15 protein-coding genes and 1 pseudogene are annotated in these 14,460 nt (G+C 63.6%); 8 read left to right on the top strand and 8 right to left on the bottom strand.

What is annotated here, in order from left to right:
- The first annotated feature begins 20 nt into the window (after positions 1-20).
- A complete protein-coding gene (locus tag CXQ81_RS09280) occupies positions 21-803 on the top strand; it encodes an aldolase (RefSeq protein ID WP_009042534.1) in 783 nt (260 codons plus the stop codon).
- Between the two features lie 30 nt (positions 804-833).
- Complete coding sequence (locus CXQ81_RS09275; RefSeq protein WP_101337062.1) at positions 834-1,721, top strand: dihydrodipicolinate synthase family protein; 888 nt, start codon at positions 834-836, stop codon at positions 1,719-1,721.
- A 214-nt stretch (positions 1,722-1,935) separates the two neighbouring features.
- Here the strand turns inward: CXQ81_RS09275 and CXQ81_RS09270 are convergent, their stop codons facing one another.
- Positions 1,936-2,271, bottom strand: coding sequence for a YegP family protein (locus CXQ81_RS09270; protein ID WP_007922249.1), 336 nt, complete (start codon positions 2,269-2,271; stop codon positions 1,936-1,938).
- Positions 2,272-2,486: 215 nt separating this feature from the next.
- Here CXQ81_RS09270 and CXQ81_RS09265 point away from each other — a divergent pair, with 215 nt between their 5' ends.
- From CXQ81_RS09265 to CXQ81_RS09245, 5 genes are all read left to right on the top strand, one after another.
- The gene (locus CXQ81_RS09265; RefSeq protein ID WP_101337061.1) at positions 2,487-3,026 is read left to right on the top strand and encodes an RNA polymerase sigma factor; all 540 of its coding nucleotides are present in this window, start codon (positions 2,487-2,489) and stop codon (positions 3,024-3,026) included.
- A complete protein-coding gene (locus tag CXQ81_RS09260) occupies positions 3,023-3,994 on the top strand; it encodes a FecR domain-containing protein (RefSeq protein ID WP_101337060.1) in 972 nt (323 codons plus the stop codon). The genes CXQ81_RS09265 and CXQ81_RS09260 overlap by 4 nt, the downstream gene beginning before the upstream one ends.
- 120 nt (positions 3,995-4,114) lie before the next feature.
- A complete protein-coding gene (locus CXQ81_RS09255) occupies positions 4,115-6,688 on the top strand; it encodes a TonB-dependent receptor (protein WP_101337059.1) in 2,574 nt (857 codons plus the stop codon).
- A 223-nt stretch (positions 6,689-6,911) separates the two neighbouring features.
- A complete protein-coding gene (locus CXQ81_RS09250; protein ID WP_178081052.1) occupies positions 6,912-7,202 on the top strand; it encodes a hypothetical protein in 291 nt (96 codons plus the stop codon).
- A gap of 9 nt (positions 7,203-7,211) precedes the next feature.
- Positions 7,212-7,832 carry a hypothetical protein gene (locus CXQ81_RS09245; RefSeq protein ID WP_101337058.1) on the top strand — a complete coding sequence of 207 codons (621 nt, stop codon included), beginning with the start codon at positions 7,212-7,214 and terminating at the stop codon, positions 7,830-7,832.
- A gap of 3 nt (positions 7,833-7,835) precedes the next feature.
- Here CXQ81_RS09245 and CXQ81_RS09240 read toward each other — a convergent pair.
- The 3 genes and pseudogenes from CXQ81_RS09240 to CXQ81_RS09230 all read right to left on the bottom strand — a co-directional run.
- Positions 7,836-8,106: pseudogene (locus tag CXQ81_RS09240) on the bottom strand (signal peptide prediction); the annotation flags it as partial.
- A gap of 244 nt (positions 8,107-8,350) precedes the next feature.
- On the bottom strand, positions 8,351-8,656 hold the full coding sequence (locus tag CXQ81_RS09235; protein WP_097136505.1) for a ribbon-helix-helix domain-containing protein: 306 nt from the start codon (positions 8,654-8,656) through the stop codon (positions 8,351-8,353).
- A gap of 78 nt (positions 8,657-8,734) precedes the next feature.
- Positions 8,735-9,316 (bottom strand): DJ-1/PfpI family protein, encoded by a 582-nt coding sequence (locus tag CXQ81_RS09230; RefSeq protein ID WP_101337057.1) that lies wholly within the window; start codon positions 9,314-9,316, stop codon positions 8,735-8,737.
- A gap of 326 nt (positions 9,317-9,642) precedes the next feature.
- On the opposite strand from CXQ81_RS09230, the gene CXQ81_RS09225 reads away from it, so the two are divergent.
- Complete coding sequence (locus CXQ81_RS09225; RefSeq protein WP_053259896.1) at positions 9,643-10,539, top strand: DMT family transporter; 897 nt, start codon at positions 9,643-9,645, stop codon at positions 10,537-10,539.
- 136 nt (positions 10,540-10,675) lie between these two features.
- Here CXQ81_RS09225 and CXQ81_RS09220 read toward each other — a convergent pair whose 3' ends face one another.
- The 4 genes from CXQ81_RS09220 to CXQ81_RS09205 all read right to left on the bottom strand — a co-directional run bounded on the left by CXQ81_RS09220 (position 10,676) and on the right by CXQ81_RS09205 (position 14,224).
- Complete coding sequence (locus CXQ81_RS09220; protein ID WP_101337056.1) at positions 10,676-11,893, bottom strand: SAM-dependent methyltransferase; 1,218 nt, start codon at positions 11,891-11,893, stop codon at positions 10,676-10,678.
- A 237-nt stretch (positions 11,894-12,130) separates the two neighbouring features.
- Entirely contained in the window at positions 12,131-12,748 is a 618-nt protein-coding gene (locus CXQ81_RS09215) for a TPM domain-containing protein (protein WP_007927435.1), read from the bottom strand.
- 29 nt (positions 12,749-12,777) lie between these two features.
- Positions 12,778-13,542, bottom strand: a complete 765-nt coding sequence (locus CXQ81_RS31620; protein WP_101337055.1) for a YgcG family protein — start codon at positions 13,540-13,542, stop codon at positions 12,778-12,780.
- A 73-nt stretch (positions 13,543-13,615) separates the two neighbouring features.
- Positions 13,616-14,224, bottom strand: coding sequence for a LemA family protein (locus CXQ81_RS09205; RefSeq protein ID WP_007927437.1), 609 nt, complete (start codon positions 14,222-14,224; stop codon positions 13,616-13,618).
- Positions 14,225-14,460: the final 236 nt, after the last annotated feature.

The following is a 14,460-nucleotide window of genomic DNA, read 5'->3' as shown; positions in this document are numbered from 1 at the left end:
AACGACCAAAGGACACCGATATGGCCAAGACATTAGCACTACCCAAAGAGCAACTGGTCAGGCAAGCCCTGACCCAGATGCAAAACACCCTGGCGGATAATACGTGGACCGACCGGCAAAAGCTGGCCCTGACCTGCCGCATCCTGTTCGAGAACGGCCACGACTCCGGCCTGGCCGGGCAGATCACCGCCCGTGGCCCGCAACCGGGCACTTACTACACCCAGCAACTGGGCCTGGGTTTCGACGAGATCACCGCGGGCAACCTGCTGCTGGTCAACGAAGACCTGGAGGTGCTCGAAGGCCACGGCATGCCCAACCCGGCCAACCGTTTCCACAGCTGGGTGTACCGCGCCCGCCCCGATGTGAACTGCATCATCCACACCCACCCGACCCACGTCGCCGCGTTGTCGATGATCGAAGTGCCGCTGGAAATCTCCCACATGGACCTGTGCCCGCTGTATGACGACTGCGCCTTTCTCAAGGCCTGGCCAGGGGTGCCGGTGGGTAACGAAGAAGGCGAGATCATCTCCGCGGCCCTGGGCGACAAGCGCGCCATCCTGCTCTCGCACCACGGCCAGCTGTCCACCGGTGCCAGCATCGAGGAAGCCTGCGTGATCGCCCAACTGATCGAGCGCGCCGCCAAGCTGCAATTGCTGGCCATGGCCGCCGGCACCATCAAGCCAATCCAGCCGGAGCTCGGCCGCGAGGCCCATGACTGGATCTCCAAGCCCAAGCGTCACGCAGCCGCCTTCAACTACTACGCTCGGCAGAACCTCAAGCAACACGCCGATTGCCTGAACTGAACCCACCTCATTCGCTAAAGGAGCGTCGCCATGTCGAACGCCAACATTCACGGCATCATCGGCTACACCATCACCCCGTTCACCGCCAACGGTGAGCAACTGGACCTGGACACCCTCGGCCGTTCCATCGATCGCCTGATCGACAGCGGCGTGCAGGCCATCGCGCCCCTGGGCAGCACCGGCGAAGGCGCTTACCTGAGCGACGCCGAGTGGGACCAGGTCGCCGAGTTCAGCATCCGCCACATCGCCAGGCGCGTGCCGACCATCGTCAGCGTTTCCGACCTGACCACCGCCAAGGCCGTGCGCCGCGCGCGGTTTGCCGAGGCCAAGGGCGCCGATGCGGTGATGGTCCTGCCGACGTCCTACTGGAAGCTCAGCGAAGCCGAGATCCTCGCCCACTACCGCGCCATCGGCGACAGCGTCGGCGTGCCGATCATGCTCTACAACAACCCGGCCACCAGCGGCACCGACATGTCGGTGGAGCTGATCCTGCGGATCTTCCATGCGGTGGAAAACGTGACCATGGTCAAGGAGAGCACCGGCGACATCCAGCGCATGCACAAACTGCAACTGCTGGGCGAAGGCCAGGTGCCGTTCTACAACGGTTGCAACCCGCTGGCCCTGGAAGCCTTCGCCGCTGGCGCCAAGGGCTGGTGCACCGCCGCGGCGAACCTGATCCCGCAGCTCAACCTGGACCTGTACCAGGCGGTGCTGGACAACGACCTGGAGCGCGCGCGCGAACTGTTCTACCGCCAGTTGCCGGTGCTCGACTTCATCCTCAAGGGCGGCCTGCCGACCACCATCAAGGCCGGGTTGAACATGACCGGTCTGCAGGTCGGCGACCCGCGCCTGCCGGTGTTCCCGCTGAATGAAACCGGGCGCAATCAGTTGCAGGCCATGTTGAACGCAGTGCGCTGATCGGGCCCTGGCTGTAGGGGCAAGCTTGCGGGCCTCATCGCCGGCAAGCCTGGCTCCTACAGGTCCGCGCGCCCAGGCTTGCGTAGGAGCGAGGCTTGCCCGCGATAGCGCTGCATCAGGCACAACACACATTGCCTGGGCTCCCACAAAATCACCGCCCAACAAAAAGCCCGGCAGGTTGTCCTGTCGGGCTTTTTTGTTTCAGTGCAAAACGTCAGGCGGTCTTGTCTTTGATGGTCGTGCTCGGACCGTTGGTCTGCACGCTGGCAATGCCCGCGTCGCGCGCCGCCTCGGACGAATAGCGCTGGCTATTGCCGATGATCTGGTGGTTCGCGGCCTTGAGGTTGAAATAAGGTTTGCCGTCCTTGGAGACTTCCTTGGCGTAGCGGGCCTCGTTGGGACTGTTGGTCTGCACCGAAGCGATGCCGTTTTCGGCGGCGCTGCGGGAGGAATACAACTCACTCGTCAAAATGGTTTCAGCATTGCCAGCCTTGAGAACGAAGCGGAACTGCCCGTCACTGCTTTTGCTCAATTCATACCATCCAGCCATGGTCCTGCTCCTGAGTGTCCAAAGATGCGAATGCACTTCGGATTAAAGCTTGTCTTTGCCGGTTTACCAGCGTTTGGGGTGTGTTGCTGAGGCACGCAGCATCAGACAGGAAAAATCGCATCCGGTTCATGACGCGAAACTCATGCAGACAAATAGTAATAATTCTCGATATCATTCACGACCTTTCTGCCCGGCAGTACTTGCGAAGGATTTTCATGTCTCGCTTCAAGCCCGACCCCACCTCGGCGGACCCCGTCCGCGGGTTCTATGCGGACATCCTGCATTACCTGCGTAAACGCACGGACAACGCCTGCGATGCGGCGGACATGACCCAGGACGTCTTCACCCAATGGCTCGATTACCGCGACCGGGCCAAGGTCGAACAACCCCGCGCCTTTCTGTTCCAGATGGCGCGCAACCTGCTGCGCGACCACTGGCGCCGGCAGAAGGTCAGGCACAAAGTGCACCACGAACCGCATGCAACAGAACCCGAGCCGCTGGCCGACGAACACCACGAGCCACTGCCCGCGGCCCAGCGCCTGCAACGCCTGGAGCGCTTGAAGAGCGTGCTCGCCGAACTCTCGCCGCGCCGCCGCGAAGCCCTTATGCTGCACCGCTTCGAAGGCCTGAGTCAGGCGCAGATCGCCGAACGCATGGGCATCTCCCTGAGCATGGTGGAAAAACACATCGCCTTTGCCCTGCTGCACTGCAAGCAGCGCCTGGAGCAGGAACACGGCAAGGAGCAAGCCCAATGACCCGCCCCCGCGACCCTCAACATGAGCACGAGCAGCAGATCGACAGCATCGATGCCCAGGCGGCCGGCTGGTTCACCCGCAATCGCGACGATCGCAGCCAGGCCACGCGCGACGCCTTCAAGATCTGGTCCCGCGAACCGGCCCATGCCCGAGCCTACGCCGAGTTCGAGCGCTTGTGGGCCGACCTGGCCGAACTCGAACCACTGAACCAACCGACGCCGCTGCCGGTGCGCAAAAAGCCGCGCTGGCGCCCGGCCCTGGCGGTGGCCGCCGCATTGGTCTGCGCGCTGCTGGCCATCGAGCTGGGCGCCCCGCCGGCGATCCATTCGCAACAGATCGCCGCCCAGAGCACGGGCATGCGCAGCTTCAACCTGCCCGATGGCAGCACCCTGTACGTCAACGCCAACACCCGCCTGCGCATCGACTTCACCGCGCAGCAACGCAACCTCTACCTGGACCAGGGCCAGCTGTACCTGGAAGTGGCCGCCGACAAGGAACGGCCGCTGTGGGTGCATGCAGGCAACGCCCGGGTGCGGGTGGTCGGCACCGGCTTCGATGTGCGCCGCGGTGAGAAACAACTGGTGGTCAGCGTCGCCCACGGCCAGGTGGCGTTCGTTCCCGACGCGCAGAAGCCCGATTCGCTGCTGCTCGGCGCCCGCCAGCGCGGCATCTATGACTACGCCAGCGGCACCCTGCGGGAACAGGCGGTGAACCTCGATGAGGTCGCCGACTGGCGCGGCGGCCACCTGGCCTTTCGCAATCGCGACCTGGCCAGCCTGGTGGACGAGCTGAACCTCTATCGCCGCCAGCCGGTGTTGCTGGCCGATGGCGCGCTGGGCAACTTCAAGGTCTCGGGCAACCTCGATGTGCAGGACCCGGACGCCCTGATCAAGGCCCTGCCGGCGCTGATCCCGGTGAAAACCGTGGCCCTGGCCGACGGCCGCGTGCGTATCGAAGCCCGACGCTGAAACCTATATGCGAATATTTTGCATTCGCATATGAGGTTTTATTTTGCTGACGCGTCTTCCTCCGGTCTGCGTTGTTTACGCACACCTTTTCTGGCCTTTGTCGCCGCTCCGGGGGATTTCATGTTTCGCGCGCCTTATCACTTGCAGCTCATCTGTTCGCGTCCGACCCTGCTCGCCACCTGCCTGGCGTTCAGCCTGCAGGCCCAGGCCCAGGTTCAAGTCGAATCGTTCAACTTTGCCCTGCCCGCCCAACCGCTGGCGGCCTCGCTGAGCCAGGTGGCGCAGCAGGCGAAGATCCAGTTGCTGTTCGACGAAGAGTTGCTGCGCAACGTGAAGGCCCCGGCGCTGAAGGGCGATTTCAGCCCCGAGGCGGCGATCCGGCAACTGCTGGGTGGCAGCGAGTTCAGCCTGGTCAAGGTCGACAAGACCTACGTGGTGCGCCCCGCGGAAAACAGCAGCACCCGCAGTTCGGCGCTGCAGCTGGGGGCCATGAGCGTCATCGGCAGCGGCCTGGAAGTGGACTCCGCCACGGTCGGCCGCTCGACCCTGAACCAGGCCGAGATCGATCGCCACCAGGCCACCAACATTCCCAGCCTGATCGCCACCCTGCCCGGCGTCAGCCTCGGCGGCTCGCTCAAGCCCGGCGGCCAGACCATCAACATCTGGGGCCTGGGCGACGCCGAAGACGTGCCGATGAGCGTCGACGGCGCGACCAAGAGCGGCTTCGAACGCTACCAGCAGGGTTCGATCTTCATCGAGCCGGAACTGATCAAGCGCATCGAAGTGGAAAAGGGCCCGCACTCGCCCGAGACCGGCAACGGTGGTTTCGGCGGCACCGTGCACATGGAGACCAAGGACGCCCCCGACCTACTGCAGGAAGGCCGCGACAGCGGCGCCATGCTCAAGTACGGCTACAGCAGCAACAGCCATGAGCAGGCCTACACCGGCGCGGTGTACGGACGCACCGAGGACCGGCGTTTCGATGCCCTGGCCTACTGGACCAAACGCGACGGCGACGACATGAAGCTGGCCAGCGCCCAGCCGGACCCGCGCAACGCCTACCCGATCAACCCCAAGCGCCTGCCCAACACCGCCCAGGACCTGGACGGCGAGCTGTTCAAGCTGAACATGCAACTGACCGACGAACATCGCCTGGGCTTGAGCTACATGCGTTCCAACAGCGATATCTGGGCGCCCTTCTCGGCCAAGAGCTACCCGACGCCACCGACCCAGAGCGATATCGACAAGTACGGCTACGACGGCGCCACCCGGCGCTTCCTGGCCCAGCGCAATACCGTCGACACCACCTGGCAGGCCAAGTACCAGTACACGCCGCTGGACAACCCGTGGATTGACTTCGAGGCCAAGTACTCCGATTCCAAGACCGACCAGACCGACGAGCGCGGCCCGAACGCCTATACCCAGCCCGCCTCCGGTGGACGCAAGATCACCGTGGGTTACGAGGACAGGATCCTCTCGCTGAAAAACACCAGCCGCTTCAACACCGGCCCGCTGGAACATGCCCTGACCCATGGCATCCAGATCCGCAAGCACACCCGCGAGGTGGACATGTGGATGCCGGGCAAGACCTATGAGGTGCCCAAGTACAACAACGGGCATTACCAGCCGGGCTTCATGCCCCATGGCAAGGTCGACAACAACGCCTTCTATATCCAGGACGCGATCACCCTGGGCGACTTCACCCTGACCCCGTCCCTGCGCTACGACCATGTGCGCAACCGTGGGCAGAAAAACGACGCGCCGATCTATAACAGCCCCAACCCGGTGGTCGGCCACGATTATGGCGACAAGACCTACACCGGCTGGTCGCCACGGCTGTCGGCGTTCTGGACGGTCACCCCGCAATTCGCCCTGTTCGCCGACTACAGCAAGACCTGGCGCGCGCCAGTGATCGACGAGCAGTACGAAGTCCAGGCGCCGGGCACCACCCGCTCGGCCACCAGCCGCGACCTCGACCCGGAGCGCATCACCGCGTTGCGCGCCGGTAACATCACCAGCTTCGCCAATGTGTTCAGCGATGCCGATAGCGTGCAGATCCGCACCACCGTGTTCCGCAATGAGATCAAGGACGAAATCATGAAGAACCTGGGGATCGGCTGCCCCGAGCAACTGAGCAGCGGCAAGAACATCGGCCAGGTGTGCAACCAGCCGACGATCGGGGTCTACCGCAATATCGGCGACCTGACCATCAAGGGCTTCGAGGTCGAGAGCTTCTACGATTCGACCTACCTGTTCGGCTCGCTGTCCTACTCCTGGATCACCGGCAAGCATGAAGGCGCCTACACCAATCCCTGGGGGCCGAATGTCTGGGCGCGGGACATTCCGCCGCGCAAGTGGGTCGCCACCCTGGGGGTGAAAATCCCGCAGTGGGATGCGCAGGTGGGTTGGCAGGGCCAGTGGGTACGCCAGACCGACCGCGTGCCGAGCGACGTCTACCCGAGCGGCCCGGCCAGCGCCTTGGGCGACTCCTACTGGGACCAGTACGAGAACGACCGCTACAACGTGCAGGGCCTGTTCGCCAACTGGAAACCGCAGCAGCCGTACCTCAAGGGCACGGAAGTCAACTTCACCCTGGACAACATGTTCAACCGCGATTACCGCCCGCCCCTGAGCGGCGAAAACGCCTCCAGCCTTGGGCGTAACGCCAAGATCAGCGTGACCCGGTTCTTCTGACTGCATCCGGCTGCGGTGTACTCGATGCACCGCAGCATGCAGATCGCCCGCACCTGCCGCTGGCCGCCAAGGATGTGTTGCAAGCCTTTAGCCAAGCCCTCCTGCCCGCTCCTGCCGGGCTAAGATCGATCTCCCCCTGAAAACCACAGGGATGCCTTCGGGCGCTTTCAGTTGATTTCCTGTTGAATTCGTACGACAAGTATCGTACAAACGAGAAAGCATCATGGACAGAGGCTTCAGGCAGGTCCGGAGAGACCTGATCAGCGCGCTGCAAACGGAAAACTATCTGCATGCGGCGCGTGGCTCGATCGAGATCAAGAACCTGCTGGCCACAGGCGAGGTCTCGGCCCGGCAATTGATCGAGATCATCAGCGCCTGCAAGGGCACGGACCACAGTTGCAGCGCACATCACAGCGTCCCGGGCATCGCGGTCCATGTGCTGAAAAAGGCGGGCTGGTACATCAAGTTCTACTTTATCGAACCCGATGCGTGGTTCATCAGCGTTCACCGATGAGGGCACCCCATGAAACTTTTTCTGCAGGGCGACCGGGGCAAGGCGCTCTGTGAGCATTGCCAACAGGTCGTCGGCATCACCTACATCCGTCGCGACGTCCCTTTCAGCGATGGGCATGGCCAGGCCCGGGAGATCCTGGTGGGAGTCTGCGACCACTGCGCCACCACGGTGGCCATCCCGCCCCAGTCGACACCAGCGATCAAGGACGCCCGCAAGCAGCAACTGACCTCCATCGAGGCGCGGCTGCCTGCGGTCTACCTCGACGTCCTGGATGCCGCGATGCACTCCGTGGCCCAGGACGCCGGGGTGCAGATGCGCAAACTGTTCTTCAGCTACTACTTCAGCGCACCCGCCGTGTCTGGTCTGGAGCAGGTGCATAGCGGCTTCGCCGCGTATCTGGCGGAGCAGGTCGAGGCCCGCCAGTTGCCTGCCGCCCGTTCGATGAAGCGCCTGTCGCTGAAAGTGAACCATTATGTGGCCGAGGATCTCGCCCGCCTGCTGGAGACGACCCGGATGACCCAGACCGAGTTGCTGAAATCGCTGATCGCGCAGATTCGCCTGGATGTGCTCGAAGGGGGCAACCCGGCGGTGATCGCCGACCTGCGCCAACTGACGCGCCTGGCGCTCTAGCCCTCAGCCTTTACCCCTGCCAACGACCCTGCCCGCCAAGGAAATCCCCCAGCGCCGCACCAGATAGTTGTGCTCGTCCATCACTGAGTTCCACACGGCGATATGCCCCATGCGCTGCTGATAGGAACCGCCATCACGGGTTTCGCCGATATCGATCAGCGGCCCGCCGTCACTGCCCGGCAACTCTTCCCGGGCCGGCTTGCCGTCGTACCAGTAATCCCACTTCGGCGCTGCTCTGGTGATCGCGAGAGCACCCGCCCCACCAACTGCGCCACCTGTAGCCGCTGCCGAGCCTTGGCGAGGCTGCGATCGGGGCGCAGCCCCGCAAAACCTGACGACGCGGTATGCCTGGAACGATGCCGCCTGCTCAGTGGCTCAGGTGGCGCTCTCGGGTCCATCGCGAGCAAGCTTCGCTCCTACGGGTAGGGTGTTGTCCGGCTTGGCGTCCGCTACGTCGGAGTGCCGCCCAAGTCGATCGCAGCCTCGCCAAGGCTCGGCAGCGGCTACAGGGTGCGGGGTTATTGGGTGGCGCTGCGCACCACGCTGAGTTCCGGCGTGGCGCTGCGGCGCTGGCTCAGGTAGCGGGTGCAGCTGACCCGCAGGAACGAGGCGAAATTCACCACTTCGCCGCGGTAGTCCATCACCTCTTCGTAGAGCTTGGCGATCAGCTGGTTGGTGGTCATGCCATCGACCTCGGCGATTTCGCTGAGGATGTCCCAGAACTGGTTTTCCAGGCGCAGGGTGGTGACCACCCCGCAGATGCGCAGCGAGCGCGAACGGGACTCGTAGAGGATCGGGTCGGCTTTGACATAGAGCTCGCACATGCTGGGCGCTCCTCGGTTGTAGGGGTAGGACGATGGCGCTGCTTCCTGACAGAAAAGCAGCGCCGGCGGATCATCCGCTTACAGGGTGACTTGGGTGCCCAGCAAACCGAGGAAACCGGCCAGCCAGCTGGGGTGCGCCGGCCAGGCCGGGGCCGTCGCCAGATTGCCTTGGACGTGGCTGTCCGTCACGGGAATATCGATGTAGGTACCGCCGGCCAGGCGCACTTCCGGGGCACAGGCCGGGTACGCACTGCACTCGCGGCCTTCGAGAATGCCCGCCGCGGCCAGCAGCTGGGCGCCGTGGCAGACGGCGGCGATCGGCTTGCCGGCCTGGTCGAAGGCTTGCACCAGTTGCAGGACTTTTTCGTTCAACCGCAGGTATTCCGGGGCGCGACCGCCGGGGATCAGCAGCGCGTCGTAATCGGCGGCCTCGACCTTGGCGAAGTCAAAATTCAGGGCGAACTGATGGCCCGGTTTTTCGCTGTAGGTCTGGTCGCCTTCGAAGTCGTGGATCGCGGTGCGCACGGTCTGCCCGGCCTTTTTGTCCGGGCACACCGCATGCACGGTGTGGCCGACCATCAGCAGCGCCTGGAACGGCACCATCACTTCGTAGTCCTCGACGTAATCGCCGACCAGCATGAGGATTTTTTTCGCGGCCATGGAGATGACTCCTCTTCAAGGGAAAACAGGAGTATTCAAGGTAGTCCCTATCCGCGGGGCCGGGTAATAACCCGGTACTACGCCTCACCCCAGAAACGCATCAATACCCCGGCCCCGTAGGAACGAGGCTTGCCCGCGATAAAGGCGACGCGGATTGCCTGATACAACGCGTTATCGTTCATCGCGGGCAATCGAGCGTCGACCGGCCGCTCCTACAGAAGCCGAACTGTATGGATAACTCTGCGTACAGCTGTAACAGGGTGCCGCGGTGGGTTTATGGCTAGATAAGCGCACCTGCCCTTCCCCAATAAAAAACGGTTGTCATCATGTCTTCCCGCGAAAATACCGGCATGGCCCTGGGCCTGCTCGGCGTGGTTATTTTCAGCCTGACCCTGCCCTTCACCCGCATCGTGGTGCAGGAACTTCACCCACTGCTCAACGGCCTGGGACGGGCGCTGTTCGCGGCGATCCCGGCGGCGCTGCTGTTGCTCTGGCGGCGGGAAAAGTGGCCGACCTGGAAGCAGATCAAGGGTCTGAGCCTGGTGATCGCCGGGGTGATCCTGGGCTTTCCGGTGCTGTCGGCCTGGGCCATGCAGACTCTGCCGGCGTCCCATGGCGCACTGGTCAACGGCCTGCAACCCTTGTGCGTGGCGCTGTACGCGGCGTGGCTGTCCCATGAGCGGCCGTCGAAAGCCTTCTGGGGCTGCGCCGCATTGGGCAGCGCCCTGGTCCTGGGCTACGCGCTGATCAGCGGCGCCGGCAGTATCCAGGCCGGCGACTTGCTGATGCTCGGGGCGATCGCGGTCGGCGGCCTGGGTTATGCCGAAGGCGGCCGGCTGGCCAGGGAGATGGGCGGCTGGCAGGTGATCTGCTGGGCGCTGGTGCTGTCGACGCCGCTGTTGATCGGCCCAGTGTGGTACCTCGCGGCACAGCATCAGGGCGCGGTCTCGGCGAAGACCTGGTGGGCCTTCGGCTATGTGGCGCTGTTCTCGCAGTTCATCGGTTTTTTTGCCTGGTACGCCGGTCTGGCCATGGGCGGCATCGCCCGGGTCAGCCAGATCCAGCTGCTGCAGATCTTTTTTACCATCGCCTTCTCGGCGCTGTTCTTCGGCGAACAGGTGGAACCGGTCACCTGGCTGTTCGCCGTCGGCGTGATCCTCACCGTGATGCTCGGGCGCAAGACCGCTGTGCGTCCGGCACCGCTGATCACCGCGAAACTGTAGCCGCTGCCGTAGGCTGCGATCGACGGCGTAGCCGGCGCAAAGGCGGTATCCCGGCCCTGTCAGATGTAGCGCGTCGCCTGGTTTGCGGCCCCTGCGGTGCCGATCGCAGCCTGCGGCAGCGGCTACAGGAGCGTGATCAGCCCAGGTAGCCGTCGGCCCGCAGCAGGGTTTCCAGGCAGTGCTCGCTGATGTGGTAGAACGCCTTGAGCTCGCCGATCTTCGCCAGCAGTTGGGTCGGGTCCTGGGGCTCGGCGCGCTTGACCGCGAGGATCATCTTGTTTTTGTTGGTGTGTTCCAGGGAGATGAACTCGAAGACCTTGGTCTCGTAGCCGCAGGCTTCGAGGAACAGCGCGCGCAGGCTGTCGGTGACCATCTCCGCCTGCTGGCCCAGGTGCAGGCCGTATTGCAGCATCGGCTTGAGCAGCGCCGGGCTCTGCATCTGCGGGCGGATCTGCTTGTGGCAGCACGGCGAGCACATGATGATCGCCGCGCCGGAACGAATGCCGGTGTGGATCGCGTAGTCGGTGGCGATATCGCAGGCATGCAGGGCGATCATCACGTCCAGCTCGCTCGGCGCCACGCTGCGCACGTCGCCACACTTGAACTCCAGGCCCTGATGGTCGAGGCGCGCCGCCACGGCGTTGCACAGGGTCACCATGTCTTCGCGCAGCTCCACGCCGGTCACCTGCCCTTGCGCCTGCAAGGTGTTGCACAGGTAGTCGTGGATGGCGAAGGTCAGGTAGCCCTTGCCGGAGCCGAAGTCCGCCACCCGCACCGGCTGTTGCAGATCGATCGGCGACGAACTCAGCGCATGGCTGAAGACCTCGATGAACTTGTTGATCTGCTTCCACTTGCGCGACATCGCCGGGATCAGTTCGTGCTGCTTGTTGGTCACCCCCAGGTCGGTGAGGAAGGGCCGGCTCAACTCCAGGTAGCGATTCTTTTCGCGGTTGTGCTCGGCGGACGGCACTTCGCGCTGCTGCTGGGCCTTGCCCTTGAACAGCGAACTCTTGCCCTTCTTGCTGTATTCGAGCTGCACCTCATCGGTGAGCGACAGCAGGTGCGCGTTCTTGAACGACGCCGGCAGCAGCCCGGCGATCAGCGCCACGCCTTCATCGAGGGGGAAATTCTTGGTGATGTCGCGGGTCTTGTAGCGGTAGACGAAGGACAGGCACGGCTGCTCCTTGACCGTCAGTTGCTTGATGATCAGCCGCTGCAAATCCGCCTCGGCCCCCACATGCTTGGCCAGCACCAGTTTGATAAAGGCGTTCTGCGCCAGGCTGGTTTCCAGCAATTCGAGAAACTGGGCGTGATGATCCGGCGCGAGGCTGGCGGGGGTTGCAGTTGCGGACATGTAAAAGGTGCCTCGGGCGATGCGGGGTGTGAATCGGGGAATGGCGGGTATTTTAGGGGGGATGGCCCGCCGGGGCACGGAGTTATTTACCCGGCGGCGCAGAATTCCAGGCGATGGGGCCTCCTGTAGCCGCTGCCGAAGGCTGCGATCGGCCGAAAGGCCGTGGCGCTCTCAAGATCGCTGGAGGTCCTGCGGACCTTGCGCAGCCTGCGGCAGCGGCTACAGGAGCGGGGGAAATCAGGCCAGGACTACCAGGCGGTTGGGCAGTTCGTTGCGCACATGGGTCACCGGTACATGCACCTTGAGCAGTTCGCCACAGGCCTCGATGCAGTTGATGAAGCCTTGCAGGGTCTGCCCCTGCTTCACCTGCTGGGTGAAGGCCTGGACGATGGCGTCCCAGGTCTTGTCGTCGAGGCGCCTGGAAATACCCTCGTCCACCAGGATTTCCACATAGCGCTCGGCTTCGCAGACGAAGATCAGCATCCCGGTGCTGCCGACGGTGTGGTGCAGGTTCTGTTCGAGAAACTGGCGGCGGGCCAGGTTCGAGGCGCGCCAGTGGCGTACCGAGCGCGGAATCAGGCGAGTGGTGATCCGCGGGATGCGAAACACCAGGCAGAGCACGATAAAGGTCACCCATTGCACCAGCAGCAACAGGTGCATGCTCATCCAGCCGGTGGCGTAATGCACCACGCCCGGCACGATCAGCGCCAGCAGGCTGGCCCAGAGCAACGGGATATAGGCGTAGTCGTCGGCGCGGGCGGCCAGCACGGTGACCAGTTCGGCATCGGTCTGCTGTTCGACCCGGGCGATCGCCTCGGCGACCTGCCGTTGTTCGTACTCACTCAGTAGTGCCATGTCTTCCCATACTCATCGATTATTGTTAGTCACCAGCCGCCTGACGATCCGCCGCCGCCAAAACTACCACCGCCGCCGCTGAAACCCCCACCGCCTCCGCCGCCAAAGCCTCCGCCACCCAAACCGCCCCCGCCGAAGCCTCCGGAACCGCCACGCCCGCCGCCACCGCTGGGCAGGATGCCAAGCAACTGGCAGACGAAGATCGTCACGATAAACAGCAGCACCAGGAACACCAGGGCGCCGGGATGCCGCTCGAAAAACTCACTGCCACGCTCGCCGCCACCGTCATAGGCAGCGCTCGGCTCGTCCAGCGGATTGCCGCCCAGCACCAGCAACATGGCCGACACGCCGTCGCTGATGCCCTTGCTGAAATGGCCGGCCTTGAAGGCCGGGGTGATGACCTGGTTGATGATCACCGAACTTTGCGCGTCGGTCAGGCGATCTTCCAGGCCGTAACCGACTTCGATGCGCAGCTTGCGATCATCGCGGGCGACGATCAACAAGGCGCCATTGTTCTTGTCCTTCTGGCCAATGCCCCAGTAGCGCCCCAGCTGATAGCCGAAGTCCTCGATGCTGGTGCCTTGCAGGTCCGGCAGGGTCACGACCACCACCTGCTCGCCGGTGGACTGTTCGTGGGAGGCCAGTTCCTGGGTCAGTTGCTGGCGCACCGCCGGCTCGATCATCTGGGCGTTGTCCACCACCCGCCCGCTCAGCGCCGGGAACTTCAGCTCGGCCTGGGCCGTTATCGCAAACACCCAGAGCAACAGCACCAGGCCAACTCTCAACACGCGCATTGGAACCTCATCCGTGGTAACGCCGGGGCGGATCCCGCGGCCGCTCGCGCGATCCGCGGGTAGCCGCGGCTGATCAGAACTTCACTTCTGGGGCTTTGTCGGCGTCGGGGCTGGTGGCCTCGAAGGTCTCGCGCACCGGCAGGTTGCTGTACATCACGCTGTGCCACAGGCGGCCGGGGAAGGTACGGATCTCGGTGTTGTACTTCTGCACCGCGAGGATGAAATCGCGACGCGCCACGGCGATGCGGTTCTCGGTGCCTTCGAGCTGCGACTGCAGGGCCAGGAAGTTCTGGTTGGCCTTGAGGTCCGGATACCGCTCGGACACCACCATCAAACGGCTCAAGGCGCCGGTCAGCTGGTCCTGGGCCTGCTGGAACTGCTTGAGTTTTTCCGGGTTGTCCAGGGTGCTGGCATCGACCTGGATCGACGTCGCCTTGGCCCGCGCCTCGATCACCGCGGTCAGGGTCTCCTGTTCGTGCTTGGCGTAGCCCTTGACCGTTTCCACCAGGTTGGGGATCAGGTCGGCGCGACGCTGGTACTGGTTCTGGACCTGACCCCAGGCCGCCTTGGCCTGTTCGTCGAGGGTCGGGATGTTGTTGATCCCGCAGCCGCTGAGCAGGCTGCCGAGCAGCAGCAATGCCATCACGGGCCAGCTTGAGCGAAGGCTCTGTCGTACGTTCATGGTGGTGACGCTCCTTGCAACCTAGGGGATGGAACCTGTAACCCTTTGAATCGAGTGCATCGGGCATAATCTGCCGCCACCACTGGATTGCATCGGGCCAATCGGCTAAAAGATGCCCAGCGCGAAAAAGAGTTCAGAAGTGTGCTGCATTTATCCGAACAACAATAGTCGTTCCTTTATTAGCCGCTCTCCCAATTTTCGGCCGCTCGACGCGTACTGATCGCGTCTGTCTTAGG

It is taken from the genome of Pseudomonas sp. 09C 129, from assembly GCF_002843625.1.
Lineage (GTDB): Bacteria > Pseudomonadota > Gammaproteobacteria > Pseudomonadales > Pseudomonadaceae > Aquipseudomonas > Aquipseudomonas chlororaphis.
This window is presented reverse-complemented; position numbering and strand designations above follow the sequence as displayed.

Bases quoted from the DNA above. Each gene is read 5' to 3' on its own strand.
- CXQ81_RS09245 (WP_101337058.1), top strand. From the start codon at position 7,212: ATGAAACTTTTTCTGCAGGGCGACCGGGGCAAGGCGCTCTGTGAGCAT.
- CXQ81_RS09230 (WP_101337057.1), bottom strand. From the start codon at position 9,316: ATGGCCGCGAAAAAAATCCTCATGCTGGTCGGCGATTACGTCGAGGAC.
- CXQ81_RS09270 (WP_007922249.1), bottom strand. From the start codon at position 2,271: ATGGCTGGATGGTATGAATTGAGCAAAAGCAGTGACGGGCAGTTCCGC.
- CXQ81_RS09215 (WP_007927435.1), bottom strand. From the start codon at position 12,748: ATGGCACTACTGAGTGAGTACGAACAACGGCAGGTCGCCGAGGCGATC.
- CXQ81_RS09250 (WP_178081052.1), top strand. From the start codon at position 6,912: ATGGACAGAGGCTTCAGGCAGGTCCGGAGAGACCTGATCAGCGCGCTG.
- CXQ81_RS09205 (WP_007927437.1), bottom strand. From the start codon at position 14,224: ATGAACGTACGACAGAGCCTTCGCTCAAGCTGGCCCGTGATGGCATTG.
- CXQ81_RS09260 (WP_101337060.1), top strand. From the start codon at position 3,023: ATGACCCGCCCCCGCGACCCTCAACATGAGCACGAGCAGCAGATCGAC.
- CXQ81_RS09275 (WP_101337062.1), top strand. From the start codon at position 834: ATGTCGAACGCCAACATTCACGGCATCATCGGCTACACCATCACCCCG.
- CXQ81_RS09265 (WP_101337061.1), top strand. From the start codon at position 2,487: ATGTCTCGCTTCAAGCCCGACCCCACCTCGGCGGACCCCGTCCGCGGG.
- CXQ81_RS09280 (WP_009042534.1), top strand. From the start codon at position 21: ATGGCCAAGACATTAGCACTACCCAAAGAGCAACTGGTCAGGCAAGCC.
- CXQ81_RS09255 (WP_101337059.1), top strand. From the start codon at position 4,115: ATGTTTCGCGCGCCTTATCACTTGCAGCTCATCTGTTCGCGTCCGACC.
- CXQ81_RS09225 (WP_053259896.1), top strand. From the start codon at position 9,643: ATGTCTTCCCGCGAAAATACCGGCATGGCCCTGGGCCTGCTCGGCGTG.
- CXQ81_RS09235 (WP_097136505.1), bottom strand. From the start codon at position 8,656: ATGTGCGAGCTCTATGTCAAAGCCGACCCGATCCTCTACGAGTCCCGT.
- CXQ81_RS09220 (WP_101337056.1), bottom strand. From the start codon at position 11,893: ATGTCCGCAACTGCAACCCCCGCCAGCCTCGCGCCGGATCATCACGCC.
- CXQ81_RS31620 (WP_101337055.1), bottom strand. From the start codon at position 13,542: ATGCGCGTGTTGAGAGTTGGCCTGGTGCTGTTGCTCTGGGTGTTTGCG.